The 18,831-nt window shown below is 40.5% G+C and carries 13 protein-coding genes; 5 read left to right on the forward strand and 8 right to left on the reverse strand.

The features are described from left to right. Positions 1-61: 61 nt before the first annotated feature. Positions 62-2,629: a hypothetical protein gene (locus Q0486_RS02220; RefSeq protein WP_299230063.1), complete on the reverse strand. Its 2,568-nt coding sequence runs from the start codon at positions 2,627-2,629 to the stop codon at positions 62-64. 59 nt (positions 2,630-2,688) lie between these two features. Continuing rightward, positions 2,689-3,504 carry a GLPGLI family protein gene (locus tag Q0486_RS02225; protein ID WP_299230065.1) on the reverse strand — a complete coding sequence of 272 codons (816 nt, stop codon included), beginning with the start codon at positions 3,502-3,504 and terminating at the stop codon, positions 2,689-2,691. Positions 3,505-3,926: 422 nt separating this feature from the next. Here Q0486_RS02225 and Q0486_RS02230 point away from each other — a divergent pair, with 422 nt between their 5' ends. The 4 genes from Q0486_RS02230 to Q0486_RS02245 all read left to right on the forward strand — a co-directional run bounded on the left by Q0486_RS02230 (position 3,927) and on the right by Q0486_RS02245 (position 9,813). After that, positions 3,927-4,631 (forward strand): hypothetical protein, encoded by a 705-nt coding sequence (locus Q0486_RS02230; RefSeq protein ID WP_299230067.1) that lies wholly within the window; start codon positions 3,927-3,929, stop codon positions 4,629-4,631. A gap of 268 nt (positions 4,632-4,899) precedes the next feature. After that, positions 4,900-7,155 carry an aconitate hydratase gene (locus Q0486_RS02235; RefSeq protein ID WP_299230069.1) on the forward strand — a complete coding sequence of 752 codons (2,256 nt, stop codon included), beginning with the start codon at positions 4,900-4,902 and terminating at the stop codon, positions 7,153-7,155. 36 nt (positions 7,156-7,191) lie between these two features. Next, a complete protein-coding gene (icd, locus tag Q0486_RS02240) occupies positions 7,192-8,451 on the forward strand; it encodes an NADP-dependent isocitrate dehydrogenase (RefSeq protein ID WP_299230070.1) in 1,260 nt (419 codons plus the stop codon). A gap of 21 nt (positions 8,452-8,472) precedes the next feature. Further along, entirely contained in the window at positions 8,473-9,813 is a 1,341-nt protein-coding gene (locus Q0486_RS02245; protein ID WP_299230072.1) for a citrate/2-methylcitrate synthase, read from the forward strand. Between the two features lie 59 nt (positions 9,814-9,872). On the opposite strand, the gene Q0486_RS02250 is transcribed toward Q0486_RS02245, so the two are convergent. Continuing rightward, positions 9,873-10,580: a response regulator transcription factor gene (locus Q0486_RS02250; protein ID WP_299230074.1), complete on the reverse strand. Its 708-nt coding sequence runs from the start codon at positions 10,578-10,580 to the stop codon at positions 9,873-9,875. A gap of 3 nt (positions 10,581-10,583) precedes the next feature. Continuing rightward, positions 10,584-11,921, reverse strand: coding sequence for a HAMP domain-containing sensor histidine kinase (locus tag Q0486_RS02255; RefSeq protein WP_299230076.1), 1,338 nt, complete (start codon positions 11,919-11,921; stop codon positions 10,584-10,586). A 150-nt stretch (positions 11,922-12,071) separates the two neighbouring features. Here Q0486_RS02255 and Q0486_RS02260 point away from each other — a divergent pair, with 150 nt between their 5' ends. After that, positions 12,072-14,357, forward strand: a complete 2,286-nt coding sequence (locus Q0486_RS02260; protein WP_299230078.1) for an outer membrane beta-barrel family protein — start codon at positions 12,072-12,074, stop codon at positions 14,355-14,357. 58 nt (positions 14,358-14,415) lie between these two features. Here Q0486_RS02260 and Q0486_RS02265 read toward each other — a convergent pair whose 3' ends face one another. The 4 genes from Q0486_RS02265 to Q0486_RS02280 form a co-directional block, all read right to left on the reverse strand. Further along, the gene (locus Q0486_RS02265) at positions 14,416-14,973 is read right to left on the reverse strand and encodes a flavodoxin (protein ID WP_299230080.1); all 558 of its coding nucleotides are present in this window, start codon (positions 14,971-14,973) and stop codon (positions 14,416-14,418) included. Position 14,974: 1 nt separating this feature from the next. Beyond that, a complete protein-coding gene (locus tag Q0486_RS02270; RefSeq protein ID WP_299230082.1) occupies positions 14,975-15,751 on the reverse strand; it encodes a carboxymuconolactone decarboxylase family protein in 777 nt (258 codons plus the stop codon). Between the two features lie 98 nt (positions 15,752-15,849). Then, positions 15,850-16,818, reverse strand: coding sequence for a DUF362 domain-containing protein (locus tag Q0486_RS02275; RefSeq protein WP_299230084.1), 969 nt, complete (start codon positions 16,816-16,818; stop codon positions 15,850-15,852). Between the two features lie 23 nt (positions 16,819-16,841). Next, positions 16,842-18,749, reverse strand: a complete 1,908-nt coding sequence (locus tag Q0486_RS02280; RefSeq protein WP_299230086.1) for a TonB-dependent receptor — start codon at positions 18,747-18,749, stop codon at positions 16,842-16,844. Between the last annotated feature and the right edge of the window lie 82 nt (positions 18,750-18,831).

An 18,831-nucleotide genomic window follows, 5' to 3' on the forward strand; every position in this document is an offset into this window, starting at 1 on the left:
GTTAAACAAAAGATTCAAAAAGCTGACAATAATTTATATTTTTTACGATACCTCTTGATATTCAGAACGTAAATGATACACCTGCCAGAAATTCACGCGGACGAAGCGTGAAGCGATAATAATTCCGCTCGATAGAGGAGACAAACTCACGTTCGTAAACGGATTTTCCTAAAATGTTATTGGCTTTCAGTTGAAATTCCAGTCTTTTATAAGTATAACTGGCCGCAAAGTCAGTAAACCAGGAATTTTCGTCGGTTTCCAGTGATTGGTGACAGGCATTGGAAACACTGAACATCAGTTTCTCTGTAACAGGGAAATTAAGGTCTATGCTATGCTTCAGTTGGTTGACGCGTGAATCGGTAGAAGGTGAGTGCATGCGGTTCTGTTGCCATAAAGAACACAACTCTACCGAAAGCCAGGATAACGGACGGCCTGAATAGGAAATGACTGCAGAATAGCTGTCCATATCATAGTCTGTAAGCGTTCCGCCATAAAGCAGGGCATCCTGATTGCGCATGTATGTACCCGAAAGTGTCAGAAGACTCTTCCATGCACTGAATGATTTGCTGAGCCGTGAAGTAACCAGATACATATCGGCATGGTGAGGTGCAGCAGTCAGGCTACGTACCAGCACTTCATTACCTTCCGTCAGACGACTTTCGTAGGCTGTTTTCTTTTGTGCTCTTCTGGCCGTTGCAGAGACAGAGAAGAACAGTCCCTTGATAGGGTGGCTGTACTGATAATTCATCGTGACACGGTGATTGCTGTTGGCTTCCGGAGCATGTGTATTATCTACTATTGTGCGATAAGATGTAAAAAGATATCCGGAATATAAATCCCTCAAATCTTCCAACTGCTTGTCGTATTGATAAGTCATACTTATAAAGGAAGTACCTGAAAACGTATATTTCAAGAACAGCTTTGCATCAGGATAGAACTCACCCCGGCGCTGCAAAGTTTCAGGTTGTCGGAACCTTATATCCATTCTTTGGAGTTTGGCTTCCGCTTCCACCTGAAAGTCGGATGTCTGATAGTTCAACCCTAATCCAATATGTGGCAGATAGCGGTTGAAACGCTGCGACGGCAAAGTCTCATTATTTCCTGTCTGAGCCGAAAGGGACTGAAAAAGTCCCTGAAAACCAACCTGATAGTTGGCATACATACCGAAGAATTTGTGACGGAAGGTAGCCGTTGTATATGTCTGAAAAGAGGTATAATCCACCCTCTGATTCTCACCGGAGTAAAGGGAAAGTTCCTGCGGGTGATAATTATATCCGTTTATGGAAGAAACAGACAGATACTTATCATCGGAAATCGGGAGTTTTATATCAAGTATATCCGAAAAATATCTTCTGTCCGGAGAAGAAGAAAGCTGCAAACTGTTGTCATTCCATATAGTGTTACTCTTAGAGTCCAGCCAGTCGAATGCTCCCTTGCTTTCATTTTTCAGATAAAGTTCCTTACGGTTTATTTCGAAATTCAGGCTTGCATCCAGCCTGTTTCTGCGTTCGTGTAAGGAGTGGCTTTCAATCAAGGCACCGGATGCATTCTCGGCAAGGAGATAGTCGGTCTCCACCCAGTTGTTACGTTCGGCTACATCATTGAAATAACTTACCTGTGCACGTAGCGTACTCTTTGGAGCAAGTTGGAAAAGATGGTTGGTAGCCACCAGATGAGAGCGGTTGAAACGGTATCTGTTCTGGTCTATGTCCGGCCTTTGTGTAGTGACAGAAGAAATCAAAGCATCTTCTTCCGTAGTACGTTTTTCCAACAGATCAGAAAGCCGTATCGGATTGATCTCGTTATACAGGTCGAGACCAGTGTTGTCGTTCTTATAAAGTGAAAGAGTCTGGTATTTTTTCTTGAAGAGCATAGCAAGCAGACGATTGCTATAGAGCATATCATCAGCATTAGCTCCTAAACCTACATCGGCGGTACCTACTAGATTCATCTTGCTGTCATCTTCCAGAATTAGGTTTATGGCAGCCTGCTCACTGAAAAGTTTTCCTTTCAAAAGTTCAATGGGTTGATGGTTCTGCAGTACTTCTACAGCTTTCACTCTCTTGCTTGATATGTTATTCGAAGCCAAAGCGTAACGGTCATTCATCAAGTCCATACCTTCGATGTAGAACTTGTTGATGTTTTTCCCTTGAAAACTGATCATTCCGTCCGGTTTCACTTCGATACCGGGCATCTTGGCAAGGACATCGGCTATGCTCCTGTCTTGAGGTTGGGCAAATCCTGCTACCGAATATACCAGTGTATCCTGTTTTTGCTGAATCCTCTGTGCAGATACTTTTACAGCTTGTAGCTGATACACCTCTTCCTGAAGTGACACATTGTATTCAGACTGTCCCGGAACGATTTTCACTGTTTTTCTCTTGAACCCTAATGCCTGAAAAGAAAGTAAAGCAGGTTGCATCTTTGTTTCCGGTGCCTTGATTTCAAACCGTCCTTTCTGGTCGGTAATGGCATAACTGATAATCAGACTGTCGGAAGAGAGCACGCAGAGAGATACTCCATCAATAGTCTTACCGGAGTCCTGATTGACAACAGTTCCCACATAGCTTTGGCTGAAACCGGAAATAACACTCAGTATCAGAAAGAAAATGACAGCATATCTTTTCATATAAATCTACCTGCTTACATGGTTATACAATTTTGATCCAAAAAGAAATTCAAGACTTATTAAGGCTGTTTCTCAAAGAAGTTGATCTGTTTCTTTTTGCTTTTCAACGGTTTGCCGTCTGCGCCCATGATTTGCAGATTTCTGCCTGTTATGGCTTTCAGTCCGCTGTTGGGATCTTTCTCATAATTCTGTCGGAGAGTAAGGAATTCTTTGCGGGTGCAACGTATGATTTGTTTTGTATCAGGTTCTTTTATGGTTTCTGAAAAGTTTTTCAGCTCAATTGCCTTGAAGTGGAAAATTCCTTCTGTATCTACAGCTTCAAGTATCAGTCCAGGTAAACCTCCTAGGAGCCATGGACCTTCGGCAACAGGTATTTGAGGTGTGAACCATACTTCCCAAGTACGACCGTCAATAGTTGCGATAGCTTTTTGGCAAGTGTGTCCCAAAAGTTTTTTGGTTTCCGGAACAATGTTCCATTGCAGTGAAGGGAGTTTTTCTTCATAACAATACATTTTCACTACTTTGTCATAGCACTTGTAAGTACCTTTGTCAGGACTGTTTTTATAATATTCAAAATATTGATGTGTTCGTGGCATATCTGCCTGTTGGTTTATTATTTCAGTGGCAGTCATACCAATACGTAACATACTGTCGCGCGATGTGCGGATAGCTCTCTCATAAACACTGTAAAAAGCTGATTTCCCATCCTGGTAAATATCAAGTGCAAATTCATCCTGACGGATATCCTTGGGCTTAGCTGAATCTTTGATGTAGTTTTCCAAATATATGCATCGGATAGAATTGTTTGAAGACTGTGCATGCAAGCTGATAGCGTAAAAGGAGGAAAGTAAAGCAAAAAGTAAGTATTTTCTCATATATATATATTAGATGTTAGTAAATATGTGTCAAAAGTAATATTTTTCTTTGTAATTTGTGTTGAATAGAAAAGAAAATTTTTTGTTAAACTCTAATTTATAATATCATGAGTATGCTAGATTAGTTTATCCTATTGTAAATGTACATCGTATTTTTATCTAATATATTGATAATCAGGGTTGCTGTTGCGTGTCAATGTACATTGTCAAGTTTTTTATGATATATCGCAATTCTATATATTTGCATTAATAAATCAGTATAGAAAAAGGCTTTGCTGGAACTTAAAATAAAACATGGCCGCGTTTAAGTTTTAACGCGGTATCGTTTTAATGAGAATGACAGCACGTTTTTAAAGGAGTGTTTAGAGCTTAATCTATATATTGACATTTGATTATAATTATAAAGTTAAAACAGTTTATTTATGAGTCGTTTCAGAACACAAATTCTAAGATTTACTATTTCTATTTTTCTTGTGTATAGTTTTGCTTCACTAAATTCTCAGGACATAAAAGAGAAGCAACTTTGGCTAGTGGAGCTAAACGGAGCATTAACCAGTCAAAGTTCATGGGAGGTTGAACCTTCGGTTACTTTTCTGCCTATTGACTATGTAGGTCTGACGGCGGGCTTGGTGTTTACTTCTCCATACCCGTCGAAATCTTTAGGTGGAGTTGCTGTAAACAAACAATTTAGGTGGAGTGAAACCAATGACAATTCGGTTAGTTACTTTTTTGCTTTCCGTCCAGCTTTGCGTTTGAATTCCCCAAAACTATGGATAGGTAAAGACAAAGACTATGCCCTATATCTTTCTGTTTCGCCCGGACTGACAATACCTCTTCCTTCCGACAGAAGATTTACCATTGATTACTTTCCCAATCAGCAGGGAGAATGGTCTGCAATAAAAAGGGAAGAGGTGAGAAACACTGGTGCAAGAAAGGTATATTACAATGTCCGTACAGCCATATCATTGGAAATGGATGAAAGATTAGTGTTTTCGGTTGGTTATACTTTCTCTGATTTTGATATTTATGGTGGAAGCAGGAATATTACAGTTGAGGGAGGTAAACTATCATTACCTAAAGTCAGTATGATGCATTCTGTTTTTATTGGAATTGGTGTTCGTTTTTAAATTGTATATTTATGTAACTATTTGTGCTTGTATTCTGAAAAATTATGTCTTTTATCAATTAAATATTGTATATTGCTTGCATATTTCAATTTTAATACCGAATATTGCACAACTTTAATTAAAAACAGTACTATGGTAGATTTTTGGTAGTTAAAATCTGCTATAGATGATAATAGTATAATGAAATGCTTATTTATCTGACAGACTGTATAAAGTTTTGAGCTTTAATTATAAAAGGTATTTACACAATAAATAGGATTTAGTTACTATGATGTATGATTTGGAAATGATGAAACAGTTTTATGTTTCATATAACGGTAAAGTACAGGATACACGAAAAAAATTAGGTAGGGCATTGACTTTGGCAGAAAAGATTTTGTATAGTCATCTCTACGATGCTAATTCCATCAAGTGTTTTGAGAGAGGTGTGGACTATGTGAACTTTCGTCCTGACAGAGTCGCAATGCAGGATGCTACCGCGCAAATGGCATTGCTTCAGTTTATGAATGCCGGTAAGAATGTTTCTGCTGTACCAGCAACTGTACATTGCGATCATCTTATACAGGCATATAAAGGCGCTTCTGTTGATTTGCCTGTTGCACAGACAACCAACAAGGAAGTATATGATTTTCTGAAGAGTGTAGCATCGAAATATGGAATCGGTTTCTGGAAGCCGGGAGCAGGAATCATACATCAGGTCGTTTTGGAAAATTATGCTTTCCCAGGAGGAATGATGGTAGGTACGGATTCGCATACACCGAATGCCGGTGGTCTTGGAATGATTGCCATTGGTGTCGGAGGTGCCGATGCCGTTGACGTGATGACCGGTATGGAATGGGAATTGAAGATGCCGAGAATAATAGGTGTACACCTTAAAGGAAAACTGAACGGATGGGCAGCACCAAAGGATGTTATTCTAAAATTGGCCGGCATACTGACTGTCAAGGGTGGTACAAATGCCATAATAGAGTACTTCGGGGAAGGTACTTCTTCAATTTCGGCTACAGGAAAGGCTACTATCTGCAATATGGGAGCCGAGGTTGGAGCGACTACATCTGTATTTCCGTTCGATTATGAAATAGTTGAATATCTCAGAGCTACAGGACGTGAGGAAGTAGCCGATATGGCTCTAAAAGTAGCAGATGACCTGAAAGCAGATAATGAAGTTCTGTCATCTCCTGAAAAGTATTACGACAAAGTTATTGAGATAGATTTGTCTGCATTGGAACCGTATCTTAATGGTCCGTTTACACCGGATGCTGCATGTCCGTTGTCTGAGTTTAAAGACAAGGTCATTGCAAACGGTTATCCTCAACGTATGGAAGTAGGACTTATCGGTTCATGTACCAACTCTTCATATCAGGATTTGGGAAGGGCTGCTTCGTTGGTAAGACAATTGAAGGACAAAGGGCTTAAGATGAAATCACCATTGCTGGTCAATCCGGGTTCTGAACTAGTGTACTGCACATCAAAGCGCGATGGTATGATTGCCGATTTTGAAGAAGCAGGTGCCGTAATAATGACAAATGCCTGCGGTCCTTGCATCGGTCAGTGGAAACGTGAGACAGATGATCCTACAAGACCTAATTCCATTGTGACTTCGTTCAACAGAAACTTTGCAAAGCGTGCGGATGGCAATCCTAATACACATGCTTTTGTGGCATCGCCGGAGATTGCTACAGCATTTGCCATAGCAGGAAATCTGTGCTTTAATCCTATGACAGATACTCTGATAAACGATAAAGGCGAGCAGGTGAAACTGGATGCCCCTACTGGTGACAAGCTCCCTGTGAAAGGATTTACAGTTGATGATAATGGTTATGTAGCTCCTTCGGCTGACGGATGTAATATTGAAGTTATCATTGATTCGAAATCAGAACGTCTGCAGAAGCTCCAGCCGTTTGCTCCATGGGATGGAAAGGATTTATTGGACATGCCTCTTCTTATCAAGACCAAAGGCAAGTGTACCACAGACCATATCTCAATGGCAGGTCCATGGCTTCGATTCCGCGGACATCTGGAAAATATATCTAAGAATATGCTGATGGGAGCTGTGAATGCATTCAATGGTGAGACGAATAAGGTTTGGAACTCAGCGGACGACAGTTATGGCGAAGTATCAGCTGTAGCCGGCGGATATAAGGCTAAAGGCATTTCATCAATTGTAGTGGCAGAAGAAAACTATGGTGAAGGTTCAAGCCGTGAACATGCTGCCATGGAACCTCGATTCCTTAACGTAAAGGTTATCCTTGCAAAGAGTTTCGCACGTATCCACGAAACAAATCTGAAGAAACAAGGTATGCTTGCGCTGACTTTTGCCGATAAGGATGACTATGACAAAGTGCAGGAACATGACAGGATTTCAATCGTTGGGCTTGAAACATTCGCGCCTGGACGTAATCTGAAAGTGGTATTAACTCATGAAGACGGTACTCAGGATTCTTTCGAGGCTGTACATACATATAATGAAATGCAGATTGAATGGTTCAAGGCCGGTTCGGCACTTAATACATTTAGAAAATAACAATCAATATACAACTAATATAGGAGAAACTAGACAATGAGTAAAGTTCGTATGGAAGAAGGTAAACTTGTAGTACCTTCAAATGTTACTATACCTTTTATTGAAGGAGATGGTGTAGGAGCTGAGATAACTCCGGCTTGCCAGAAAATTGTAAACGAAGCAGTGAAATTAGCTTATAAAGATGAACGCTCTATAGAATGGAGGGAAGTCCTGGCCGGTGAAAAGGCTTATAAACAGGTGGGAGAGTGGCTCCCGCAATCTACAATGGATGTATTTAGAGAATATCTGATAGGAATCAAAGGCCCGCTTACAACACCTGTAGGAGGTGGAATACGTTCACTCAACGTGGCATTGCGCCAGACATTGGACTTGTATGTTTGTCTGCGTCCTGTAAGATGGTTCAAAGGTGTAGTATCTCCTTTGAAAGAGCCTCAGAAAGTTGACATGTGTATTTTCAGAGAGAATACAGAAGATATATATGCCGGAATAGAATGGGAACAGGGCACTCCTGAAGCAAAGAAATTCTATGATTTCCTTTATAATGAGATGAAAGTTACCAAGGTGAGATTCCCTGAAACTTCTTCTTTTGGAGTAAAGCCTGTCTCTGTAGAAGGTACAAAACGTCTTGTTCGTTCTGCCATACAATATGCCTTGGATCATAAGCTTCCGTCGGTAACACTTGTTCATAAGGGAAACATCATGAAGTTCACCGAAGGCGGTTTCAAGAAATGGGGATATGAAGTGGCTGAAACTGAGTTTGCAGAACAGACATTCACCATGAACTATTATCAGCAGTTGAAGAAAGATTTGGGCGAAGAATCTGCAAAAGCCGCCATGGCTGAGGCTATCAACAAGGGAAAAGTAATAATAAAAGACTGTATTGCAGATGCTTTCCTTCAGAATACATTGCTGAAACCGGAAGACTATTCTGTTATTGCAACTTTGAATCTTAACGGTGACTATGTTTCCGATCAGCTGGCTGCCATGGTAGGCGGTATAGGTATTGCTCCGGGAGCAAACATAAACTACAATAGCGGTCATGCCATTTTCGAGGCTACCCACGGAACAGCTCCGGATATTGCAGGTAAGAATATGGTTAACCCATGTTCTCTTCTTCTGTCATCAGTAATGATGCTTGAGTATTTGGGATGGCAGGAAGCAGCCGACCTTATAACATCTGCCCTTGAACAGGTTTTTGAAAATTCTGAGGCAACTATTGATTTGGCTAGATTTATGCCGGACGGTAAAGTATTGAGTACAGAAGAGTTTACTGAAAGAATAATACAAAGTCTTTAATTCAACTATAACGAACTGAACATGAAAAAAGAATATATAGTTTACAAACTTTCCGAATGTGCTAAACAGGCGTGCAGAATAGACAACAGTTTATTTACGAGTTTTAATGTTAAGCGCGGACTTCGTAATGAAGACGGAACAGGTGTGCTTGTAGGACTAACCAAGATAGGAAACGTAGTGGGATATGAGAAAACGGAAGAAGGCCTGAAACCTATTCCGGGTAAACTCTTTTATAGGGGATATGATTTGGATGATATTGTTCATGCTCTTTTGAAAGAGAAACGTTTCGGCTTCGAAGAGGTTGCATATTTGCTTTTGTCGGGCGAGCTTCCTGATAAGGAGCAACTGGCTTCTTTCAAGGAACTTATAAACGACAATATGCCTCTTGACAAGAAGACTACAATGAATATCATCGACCTTGAAGGTCATAACATAATGAATATCCTGGCCCGTAGTGTTCTGGAAATGTACACATTCGACCCTAATCCGGATGACATCTCTCGCGACAATCTTATGCGTCAGTCTATCGAACTTATCTCAAAGTTCCCAACAGTCATAGCATACGCATATAGCATCTACCGTCACAGTACACACGGACGCTCATTGCATATCCGCTATCCGGATGAGAAACTCTCGTTGGCAGAGAATTTTCTTTACATGATTAAGAAAGATTACACTCCTCTTGAGGCACGTATGCTTGACCTTCTGCTTGTCCTTCAGGCTGAGCACGGTGGTGGTAACAACTCTACATTCACTGTCAGGGTTACAAGTTCTACACGCACAGATACATATTCAAGTATCGCAGCGGGAATCGGTTCGCTAAAAGGTTCATTGCATGGTGGAGCAAATATACAGGTTGTAAATATGTTTCATCACTTGAAGGAAGTCATTTCAGACTGGACAAATGTAGATGAGATAGATACTTACCTCACTCGCATGCTGAATAAAGAGGCTTACGATAAGAGTGGTCTTATCTATGGTATAGGCCATGCAGTATATACCATTTCCGATCCGCGTGCAGTTCTTCTGAAAGAGTTGGCAAGTGAACTTGTTGCTGAAAAAGGCTGTGAAAAAGAATTTGCCTTTTTGGAGTTGATAGAAAAACGTGCAATCGCTTGTTTCAAGAAAGTTAAGGGAGACAAGAAGAAGGTATGCTCTAATGTTGACTTCTATTCAGGATTCATATATGAGATGATGGGATTGCCTCATGAGATATATACTCCTCTGTTTGCTATGGCCAGAATTGTCGGCTGGACGGCTCATCGTATCGAGGAATTGCATTTCGACGGTCGCCGTATCATACGTCCTGCATACAAGAATGTACTTAATGAAGTACCTTATAAACCTATATCAGAAAGATAAGAGTTGATAATATAAAACAGCCGGCTGGTTCGTGGTGTGAACAGTCGGCTGTTTGGTTATTATTGAACTTTAAGGCATATCCCTACACCCTTCAGTACATTCAGTGATATATCAGTGTCTTTAGATAGATATTTTCTGAGTTTCGTAATGAAAACATCAAGGCTTCTGGATGAGTAGAAATCAGAATTACCCCAGATTCCATTAAGGATGTTTTCCCTGCTTACAATTTTTCCTTTTTCGCGACAAAGCATTTCAAGTATTTTACTCTCTTTGGCTGTCAGGTTGTGTTGTTCATTTTCGAATATTAACAGGTTTTGAGTCGGGTCGAAACTGTATTTGCCAATTGTAAATATAGTATCTTCATCATTATCGGTAGGACTTTCTACCTGAGTATTATGCCTCATTCTTAATACTGCCTGAATGTGTGCGTCAAGTTCCTCTGGAAGGAAAGGTTTCTTTATATAGAAATCGGCTCCAGCCTGATATCCGTTTATCACATCGCGGGCCGTAGTAAGACCTGTAATAAAGATTATTGCCAACGACGGATGATTCTTTCTGATATGCTGTACCATAGTCACTCCGTCCATTATAGGCATTTCCACGTCCGAAACTATTACATCGAAGTTTTCCTTTGTAAGTATATCCAATCCGTCCTTACCGTTGGCGACGGATACTACATCATAACCTCCAATCATCTGTTCCAAGCTGCTTTTTAGTATGAAACTCAGATTTTTGTCATCTTCCACCAATAATACTTTTGTCATCATTCATCAGTTTTTTATAGGTAAAGTCAATATGAATTCACTGTATTCTCCTTCTATGCTGTTTAGCGAGACGCTACCGTTCATTGCTGTTATGACTTTATAGACGTAGTTCAGGCCAAGTCCGAAACCTGATACTTTATTGTCTTTTCTAAATTCCAGTCCGCCACGTTGGAACTTTTCAAATATTCGTTTCTGTTCTTTCAGTGGAATACCCCATCCGTTATCACGGACTTTTATCAGGATTGAATTTCCATGTTCTTCGGCTGTCAGTTTAACAGTTACTTTTTCGTCAGAGTATTTCAGTGAATTGTCTATCAGATTGCTTATTGCTTCTTTCAGATATTCCTTGTCTGCCATCAGGCTTGATGTGATATTGACATCTTTTATGAAAGAAACATTCTTGTCCGATTTCAGACTGAATTTCTGTATCAGTTCATCAAACATCGAGTTCACATCTATTTCTTCGTCAGCAAGTTTGAGCCTTGACTGTTCTATCTTGGCTATTGTAAGTATTTTTTCTGCAAGATTCAGAAGATGCATACTCTCTTCTTTCAGTATGGAGAAATATTGCTTTTTCAGTGCCGGATTACTGTCCATCATACCGCTTTCAAGTACATGTCCGGCCATAGTGATAGTGTTTATCGGCGTTTTCATGTCGTGAATCATGGCATATGTGAAGTCCTGTCGCAGCATGGCTATCTTGTTCTGTTTTATGATGATTTTTATCTGATAGATTATGCATCCGGCTACAAAGCAGATAAGTAGCGCTGTAGCAATGAGCAGTACGCTCATTTCGCGGATTGCTATCCAGTAAGGGTTTACGATAACAGCCTGTACACATTCTGTCTTGTCCTTGTTAAGTGCTACTACTGAAGTCTTTATAGTCCTCACAGCATTTATTCCGGAAATCTTCTTTTCACCGTCAATAGGAGCTCCTGTAGAATCTACCTTCATGCAGTATAACTCGGCATTATATCCTTCTTCTTTCATGTCAGCTTTGAAGATAGAGTCCAATAGTTGGATGGATACGTGCGACTGGTATAATGAATCGGCATAATTGTTCAGAAAGGATATAAGGTGTTCTTTCAGAGTCTTGTCGCTGATGGTTTCGTCATAGTCCATGTTGGTTGACAGGTTTAAGGTCTTATCTTCACCGTATGATTCTGTTATGATACTGAGCCTTTCCAACACTTCGTTCAATACGGATTTGGGAAATATACGGTTCCCGGATTGGGTTAATTGCAGCTCTATCAGCTGATATGTTTTTACCAGCCATACACTCTGGATAATCACAATTACAAGCAATCCAAGAAATGTTATTATTTTGATATACTTTCCGTTCATATATTGATATTTTGTCGCACAAAGATATAACAATAAATTAACAATACTGAATATGATAACAATAATATAACAAAAGCATAACAGCCGTATAACGTATTATGACGAGCGTTTGGTCTTACTTTGCATCACGAAAACAAATAAATATGCTTTATGAAAACTTTAGTGATTATTATCTCTTGCATGATTATATGCATAAACAATGTCATGTCGCAGAATGTGAATGGAAAAGTGGTCAATAGAAATCAGCAACCGGTTGAGGCTGTAACTGTAGTGATGCAGTCTGAAGACTCGGTGTTTGTGGATGCAGTGATAACTGATGCACAAGGACGGTTTGTGTTCGACACTGGTTTTAAATCGTTTCGTCTGATATTCCAGCATATTCTTTACGAAACAATTTCCAGAGAATTCAACGAACCGAACGTCGGTGTAGTAACAATGGAGGAACAGAATTATAGTCTTGATGAAGTAGTGATTAAAGGAGAACGTCCTTTGGTGAAGGCTGAAAACGGATTACTGTCATACGATGTTTCTGTAATAGCAGAAAAATCATCGGTAAGCAATGCCTATGAGGCCGTAACACGTCTACCCGGAGTGATGGAACAGGATGGCGGATTGCAGCTTATAGGAGCAGGTGCACCAACCATAATATTGAATGGACGTCCATCGTCCATGACTGCCGAACAGTTGGTAAATCTTCTGAAGAATACTCCTGTTTCGAATGTAGAGAAAGCGGAAGTGATGTACAGTGCTCCTGCAAAATATCGTGTTAGGGGAGCTGTTATAAATATCGTATTGAAAAAAAATAAGTCTGAAGAGTCTTTGTTGCGTGGTGAAGTAGGAGGTAACTTTACTCAAGGTATATATTCACGAGGTGGAGGTAATATGAGTCTGTCCTTTTCAGGTGAGAAACTGTCGGCAGATGTACTTTATTCCGCAGATTATTCAAAAATCAGATCTTCAAACGATTTTATCTCACATCATACATTAGGCGATAGAGTGTATGATATATCACAGTATAATACCGGTAATCGACAGAAGCTTACTCATAATATGCGCGCTTCCATTGATTATAGAATAACTGATGATGATAATCTGAGTGTGGCATATACATCGGCTATAAGTCCAAATAGTAAATCTACAGAAAATTCTAATGGGAGTCTCTCCGAATCTTCAAATATAAGGACGGGAGATGAACAGATGCATAACTTCAGCGCTGATTATACTTCAGGGTGGGGTACGAATGTAGGTATGGATTATACTTACTATGCTTATCCTAGTGTGCAGAACTTTATTGATAAATCATCCCGGAAAGAGCAGAAATTTATTCTCAACAGCAGTCAGTATGTAAACCGTTGGAATGTATATGCAGGTCAGACTCATGCGTTACCAAAGGAATGGAGTGTAAATTATGGTATCAACTTCTCATTTGCCAATGAAAAAAGCTTACAGAAATATACTCCTGCAGACGGAACAGATATGTCGGATATGAATTCATCATCAAATCTTGAGGAAAAGACTTATAATTTTTACGGAGGTTTTGAAAAGTCATTTAATGAAAAACTTTCCTTATCTATGTCGCTTGCAGGAGAATACTATAGACTTGCCGATTATACAGACTGGTCTGTATATCCCACAATGCAGTTAAGTTATGTTCCTTCTGCTGAACACATCTTTCAATTGTCTTTCTCTTCCGACAAGACATATCCTGATTACTGGGATATACAGAATTCTGTAAGCTACCTGAACGGATATTCAAAAGTGTTGGGAAATCCGCAATTGCGTCCTTCTACTGATTATATTGCAGACCTAACTTATGTGCTTAAAAGCAAATATATGTTTAGTGTATATTATACCCATATAAAGGGCCTTTTCGGACAGTTGGCATATCAGAGTCCTGACGAACTGGTTATGATATATCAGTCTGTAAACTATGACTATCAGAGGAACTACGGAATATCTGTAATAATACCATTTACAATAGGAAGTTTTTGGAATTCGCGTATCACACTTGATGGTTCCTACTTCAGGCATGTGTGTCGTGATTATCATGGTATAGGCTTCGACAACTCTGTATGGCGAGGAGTGGCTATGATGAACAATACATTTACTTTGTCTTCCAAACCAGCCATGAGTCTGGAACTGAATGCTATGTATGTCAGTCCGTCAATTCAAGGCAATTACGACCTGTCGTCAATATGGAAAGTGGATGCCGGCTTGAAATGGAAATTTACAAACAGGAATGCCGAGTTTCGTCTGACAGGTAATGACCTGTTTAATACAGCTACGCCGAATGCAACCGTAAATGACAGAGGACAACGCTTTGAAATAATACAGCATGCAGACAGCCGTTACGTTTCGCTCTCGTTTACGTACAGGTTTGGCGGATTTAAATCTAAGGAACGCAAGAAGGTTGACACTTCAAGGTTTGGATATTAATAAAAAAGGACTGGCTTCCCTAAAAGAAAGTCAGTCCTAAATCTATATAATGGATATATCATTTTGTGATAATCTGTTTAGCCCATTCTTCAGCCTGTTTGCTTCCTCTGTTGAACAAGCGGCCTTCTTTCCAATCCACTTCTGGATACAGCTTCTTCAGTTGTTTCACACTGTTGTTGATGGAGCTTCCGCCTGACGTAGCAAAAGGAATAACTGTCTTGTCGGAAAGATTATACTTCTCAATGAATGTATTTACCGGACGCGGACATAAATCCCACCAGATAGGGTAGCCTATAAATACAGTGTCGTAGTCATTCATATCAATAGCTTCACCACCAAGTTCAGGACGTGAATTTTCGTCATTCATTTCTATTGAACTTCTGCTGTTCTTATTCCTCCAGTCTAGGTCGGCAGAAGAATATGCTTTCTTTGGAGTAATTCTGTACAGTGTTCCACCGGTAGCTTTTGAAATTGATTTGGCAACGCTTTCGGTGTTTCCCGTACATGAAAAATAAGCCACGAGGATTTTAATTTCCGCATTATCCTTCTTTTGCTGTGCGTTTGACTGGTTGTTCAAGCAAAAAAGACTCATAATTATCAGTATTAAAGTTCTCATGTCATTTCAGTTTTGAATAATCTTCGTCATTAACAGGTTCCAGCCATTCGTTACTGCATCCTTCACCCGGAATTTCCATAGCAAGATGTGAGAACCAGCTGTCAGGAGCGGCTCCATGCCAGTGCTTTACTCCGGTCGGGATATATATAACGTCGCCCGGATTCATTTCTATAGGCTCTTTACCCCATTCCTGATAGTAACCACGTCCGCCTACGCAGATAAGAGTCTGTCCTCCACCTTTATTGGCTTTATGGATGTGCCAGTTATTACGGCAGCCGGGTTCGAATGTTACATTGGCAACGGGAACTCCTTCTGCAACTATAGGAGCCAGATAGCTTTGACCTACAAAATATTTTGCGTATGCGTCGTTAGGTTTGCCTATAGGGAAGATAATTGTCTGTGCGTATGCGTCGAGTGATGTGCTTGCTGTACCGTCCACATTCTCAGCCCATACTTCTTTTGCCATACGGAATGCAGCCCATGCTTTAGGCCAGCCTGCATAGAATGCTGCATGAGTAAGTATTTCCGCTATTTCTGTTTTTGTCACTCCGTTCTTTTTTGCGAATTCAAGATGATGTCTGAATGATGAGTCAGTCAGACCTTGTGACATAAGTGCAACAACGGTGACGATTGAGCGGTCGCGCATGGAAAGCAAGTCATTGCGGCTCCATACTTCACCAAAAAGGATATTGTCGTTCAAATGTGCGAATTCCGGAGCAAATTCTCCTAATACATCATGTCCTGCAGTTTGCTGGACTTTTACCTGTGATTTAGCCATATTCGGAAAAATTAAAATTGATAATGTAATCAGCAATAGTAAATTAGTTTTCATTTGATACGGGTTTTTGTAATGAATAAAATTATATGTATGATTTATCAATCAAGTTCAATTAATTCATATTTCTGACTCCCCATTCCAAGTGCTTCAGCATGATCCAGAGTATGCATGCCATGACGTGAATCAATACGTTCAATCAAGTGTATTTTACCATGGTCTTTTGAGGAACGTACCAGATCTGTACATGCACGGTCTAATGCAACCGGGTCTAGAGATGCAAGAATACCTATATCACCCATTTTAGGATCTTCCGGTGAAGAATCGCAGTCGCAGTCAACAGAAAGATTGTTGGCTACACTTATGTAGAGTATATTCTCTCCGCAATGGTCTGCCACTGCTTTTGCAGCTTCGGCCATGGACTCCAGAAAATCATCCTGTTTCGGATTTCCCCAACTTGTGGTACTTTCTCCGGCAGAATGTATTAATCTTTTACCATTGGATGATGCTATCCCTATTGACATGTTCTTGATTGCACCACCGAATCCTCCCATGGCATGTCCTTTAAAGTGAGAGAGGATTATTGTGAAATCATAATTGAGAAAGTTCTTGCCGACAATATCTTTTGTGAGATGTTTTCCACCTTTTACAGGAAGTTCTGTTTCTCCTTCGGCATCCATGATGTCAACATTGGCAATTGCTGTGAAACCATGGTCGGCTGCGGCTCTCAGGTGACTTTCTGTGTTGGAACGTCCGCCTCCATACGCAGTATTACATTCTACGATTGTTCCGTTAATTTTCTGCACCAGTCCTTTTATAAGTTCAGGCTGCAGAAAATTATGACCGCCTGGTTCTCCAGTGGAAAGTTTTACAGCTACTTTCCCTTTGGCTTCACGTCCTAATGTTTCATAGATTTTAATCAGATTCTCCGATGAGATATTCTTGTACCAATAAACTTTAGGGACATCAGCCGTTTCGGTATTGGCTGATTCATTCACTTTTTGCAAATGTCCGCAACTTGGTGCTACGAAAGCAATAGCCAAAATAATTGTTAGAAAAATCTTTTTCATATCTTTAAGTATTTGTATATTGTTTAGAAATTGATATTCACACCACCCATAACTGTTGCTTTAGGCATAGGGTAGCCGGCATTGATTTCATATTTTTGTGCCAGCAGGTTTTCTCCACGTACCCATATGTCCAACCATTTTGTAGTGCGGAACGAAGCTCTTAAATTCCACAAAACGAAATCTTCTGTTTTCACTGGATCGGTCTGTGTATATAGTCCGGCTATGTATTGTATGCCGGTTGATACGTTCCAGCGTCCGTGTGAGAAGTTTGCTCCTCCGTACAGTTTATGTTCCGGTGCGGCAATTACAGGTTCTTTCATGTGTAGATAGCTGTAGTTCCCGTCAACAGACCATTGTCTGTTTATGCGGTAGGCTGCCTGTACTTCGATACCTGTATTGTCTATCTTGCCTGAGTTCTGGTTCAGCATTCCGCTACCGTTTGGATTAGGGAGTGTCATAATCAGGTTCTTGCCGTCTATGTAAAAGATGTTTACACCATAACTTAATTGACCGTTTATAAGTCGCTGTGAGAATGCAAGTTCGTAAGTCCACATAGATTCAGGTTCCAAGTCCGGATTTTGTGGTGGAAACATATACATCTCTCTGAGGATAGGATAGCGGAATCCTTTTGACGCGGATGCTTTCAGTTCCATAGCATGAGGCAGATGGAAAGCCAGTCCGGCCTGTGGAACCCATTCTGTTCCTATGCGTGAGTGATGATCGGCACGGATTCCTGCATTCAGTGTGATAAAGGAATTTATATCCTGACGAATATCAATGTATCCTGCAAATTCATTTTCCTGTTTGTCAACCAGATCAGATGTGGTACCGATCTTTTCACCGCTTACATACTCATTCCATGCATGCCCTCCATAGTTGAACCAGTCGAATCCGGCAGTGATGCGGTTGCCTTTGAAGAACTGCATACTTTGATAAAGAGATACACCCATCATTTTGTCGAATGACAGGAAGCGGTCGTCCTGTGGACCTTCTCCCTTTGATGGAGTATAACCGTCATTAATCCAGTGATCCCCCCAGTTGTAAAAGAAACTTACTGCTCCTGAGGTCTTTTCGTATTTGTTTTCAATGGCAAATGAAGTCATTCCGCGTGTAATTCTCTGGTCTCCGTCCAGAAGTGGAGCACTTACCGGTCCGGGATATGAAGCGTTGAAATGAGTTACGTTGACATCTCCTCTAAGATTCCAGTTGTCAGTGATTTCATAGCCTAATTTCGCATATCCTCCATATTGCTCGAAATTCATATCAGCACGGTGTCCGTCAGTACGGTTGTAAGAACCTGATATTACGCTTGAGAAACGTCCTTTGCGGATACGGTTGGTGAGTTCTGTTTCCAGCGTGTTGTATGAGCCATAACCTGCATGCAAATTTGTGTTTACTCCGTCTTCCTGCATTTTGCGTGTAACGATATTCATTACGCCACCCATTGCATTAGAACCATACAGAACAGAAGCCGGACCTCTAAGTACCTCTACACGTTCAGCAAGGAATGACTGATAGGCATCTGCTATCGGATGACCGAAGATACCTGCGTACTGGGGATGGCCGTCAATCATCACCATCAGTCGTCCTGAGCCACCACTCAAACCACGCAATGATATACCTCCCGCAGCGCCATTTGACACTCCATATCCCATAATGCCACGTGATGTGACAAATAACCCCGGAACCTGTTCGGTAAGTACGGGCAGTAGCGAAGGCTGCATGGCGCTTTCTATACGGTCACGACCTACTACAGATACCGTCTGCGACAGGTGGCGTACATCAGTTTCGCTACGACTTCCTGTCACTACCACTTCATTGATGTTATAAACCCGCGTGGAGTCTATTATGCTTTGTGCCGACAGACCGAGTGGGGTAAATAATGCAATGTAAAATATATTTCTTTTTATTTTTTGAGCTATGGTTTTCATAAAATATTCGGTTTCTGTTTTTATAAATAATATTCCTATGATTTTGTATTTTTTGACGGTACAAAGTTATCACACATATACA

The sequence above is a fragment of the uncultured Bacteroides sp. genome, assembly GCF_937912035.1.
Lineage (GTDB): Bacteria > Bacteroidota > Bacteroidia > Bacteroidales > Bacteroidaceae > Phocaeicola.

Bases quoted from the DNA above. Each gene is read 5' to 3' on its own strand.
- Q0486_RS02225 (WP_299230065.1), bottom strand. From the start codon at position 3,504: ATGAGAAAATACTTACTTTTTGCTTTACTTTCCTCCTTTTACGCTATC.
- Q0486_RS02250 (WP_299230074.1), bottom strand. From the start codon at position 10,580: ATGATGACAAAAGTATTATTGGTGGAAGATGACAAAAATCTGAGTTTC.
- Q0486_RS02245 (WP_299230072.1), top strand. From the start codon at position 8,473: ATGAAAAAAGAATATATAGTTTACAAACTTTCCGAATGTGCTAAACAG.
- icd (WP_299230070.1), top strand. From the start codon at position 7,192: ATGAGTAAAGTTCGTATGGAAGAAGGTAAACTTGTAGTACCTTCAAAT.
- Q0486_RS02270 (WP_299230082.1), bottom strand. From the start codon at position 15,751: ATGGCTAAATCACAGGTAAAAGTCCAGCAAACTGCAGGACATGATGTA.
- Q0486_RS02280 (WP_299230086.1), bottom strand. From the start codon at position 18,749: ATGAAAACCATAGCTCAAAAAATAAAAAGAAATATATTTTACATTGCA.
- Q0486_RS02265 (WP_299230080.1), bottom strand. From the start codon at position 14,973: ATGAGAACTTTAATACTGATAATTATGAGTCTTTTTTGCTTGAACAAC.
- Q0486_RS02255 (WP_299230076.1), bottom strand. From the start codon at position 11,921: ATGAACGGAAAGTATATCAAAATAATAACATTTCTTGGATTGCTTGTA.
- Q0486_RS02235 (WP_299230069.1), top strand. From the start codon at position 4,900: ATGATGTATGATTTGGAAATGATGAAACAGTTTTATGTTTCATATAAC.
- Q0486_RS02260 (WP_299230078.1), top strand. From the start codon at position 12,072: ATGAAAACTTTAGTGATTATTATCTCTTGCATGATTATATGCATAAAC.
- Q0486_RS02220 (WP_299230063.1), bottom strand. From the start codon at position 2,629: ATGAAAAGATATGCTGTCATTTTCTTTCTGATACTGAGTGTTATTTCC.
- Q0486_RS02230 (WP_299230067.1), top strand. From the start codon at position 3,927: ATGAGTCGTTTCAGAACACAAATTCTAAGATTTACTATTTCTATTTTT.
- Q0486_RS02275 (WP_299230084.1), bottom strand. From the start codon at position 16,818: ATGAAAAAGATTTTTCTAACAATTATTTTGGCTATTGCTTTCGTAGCA.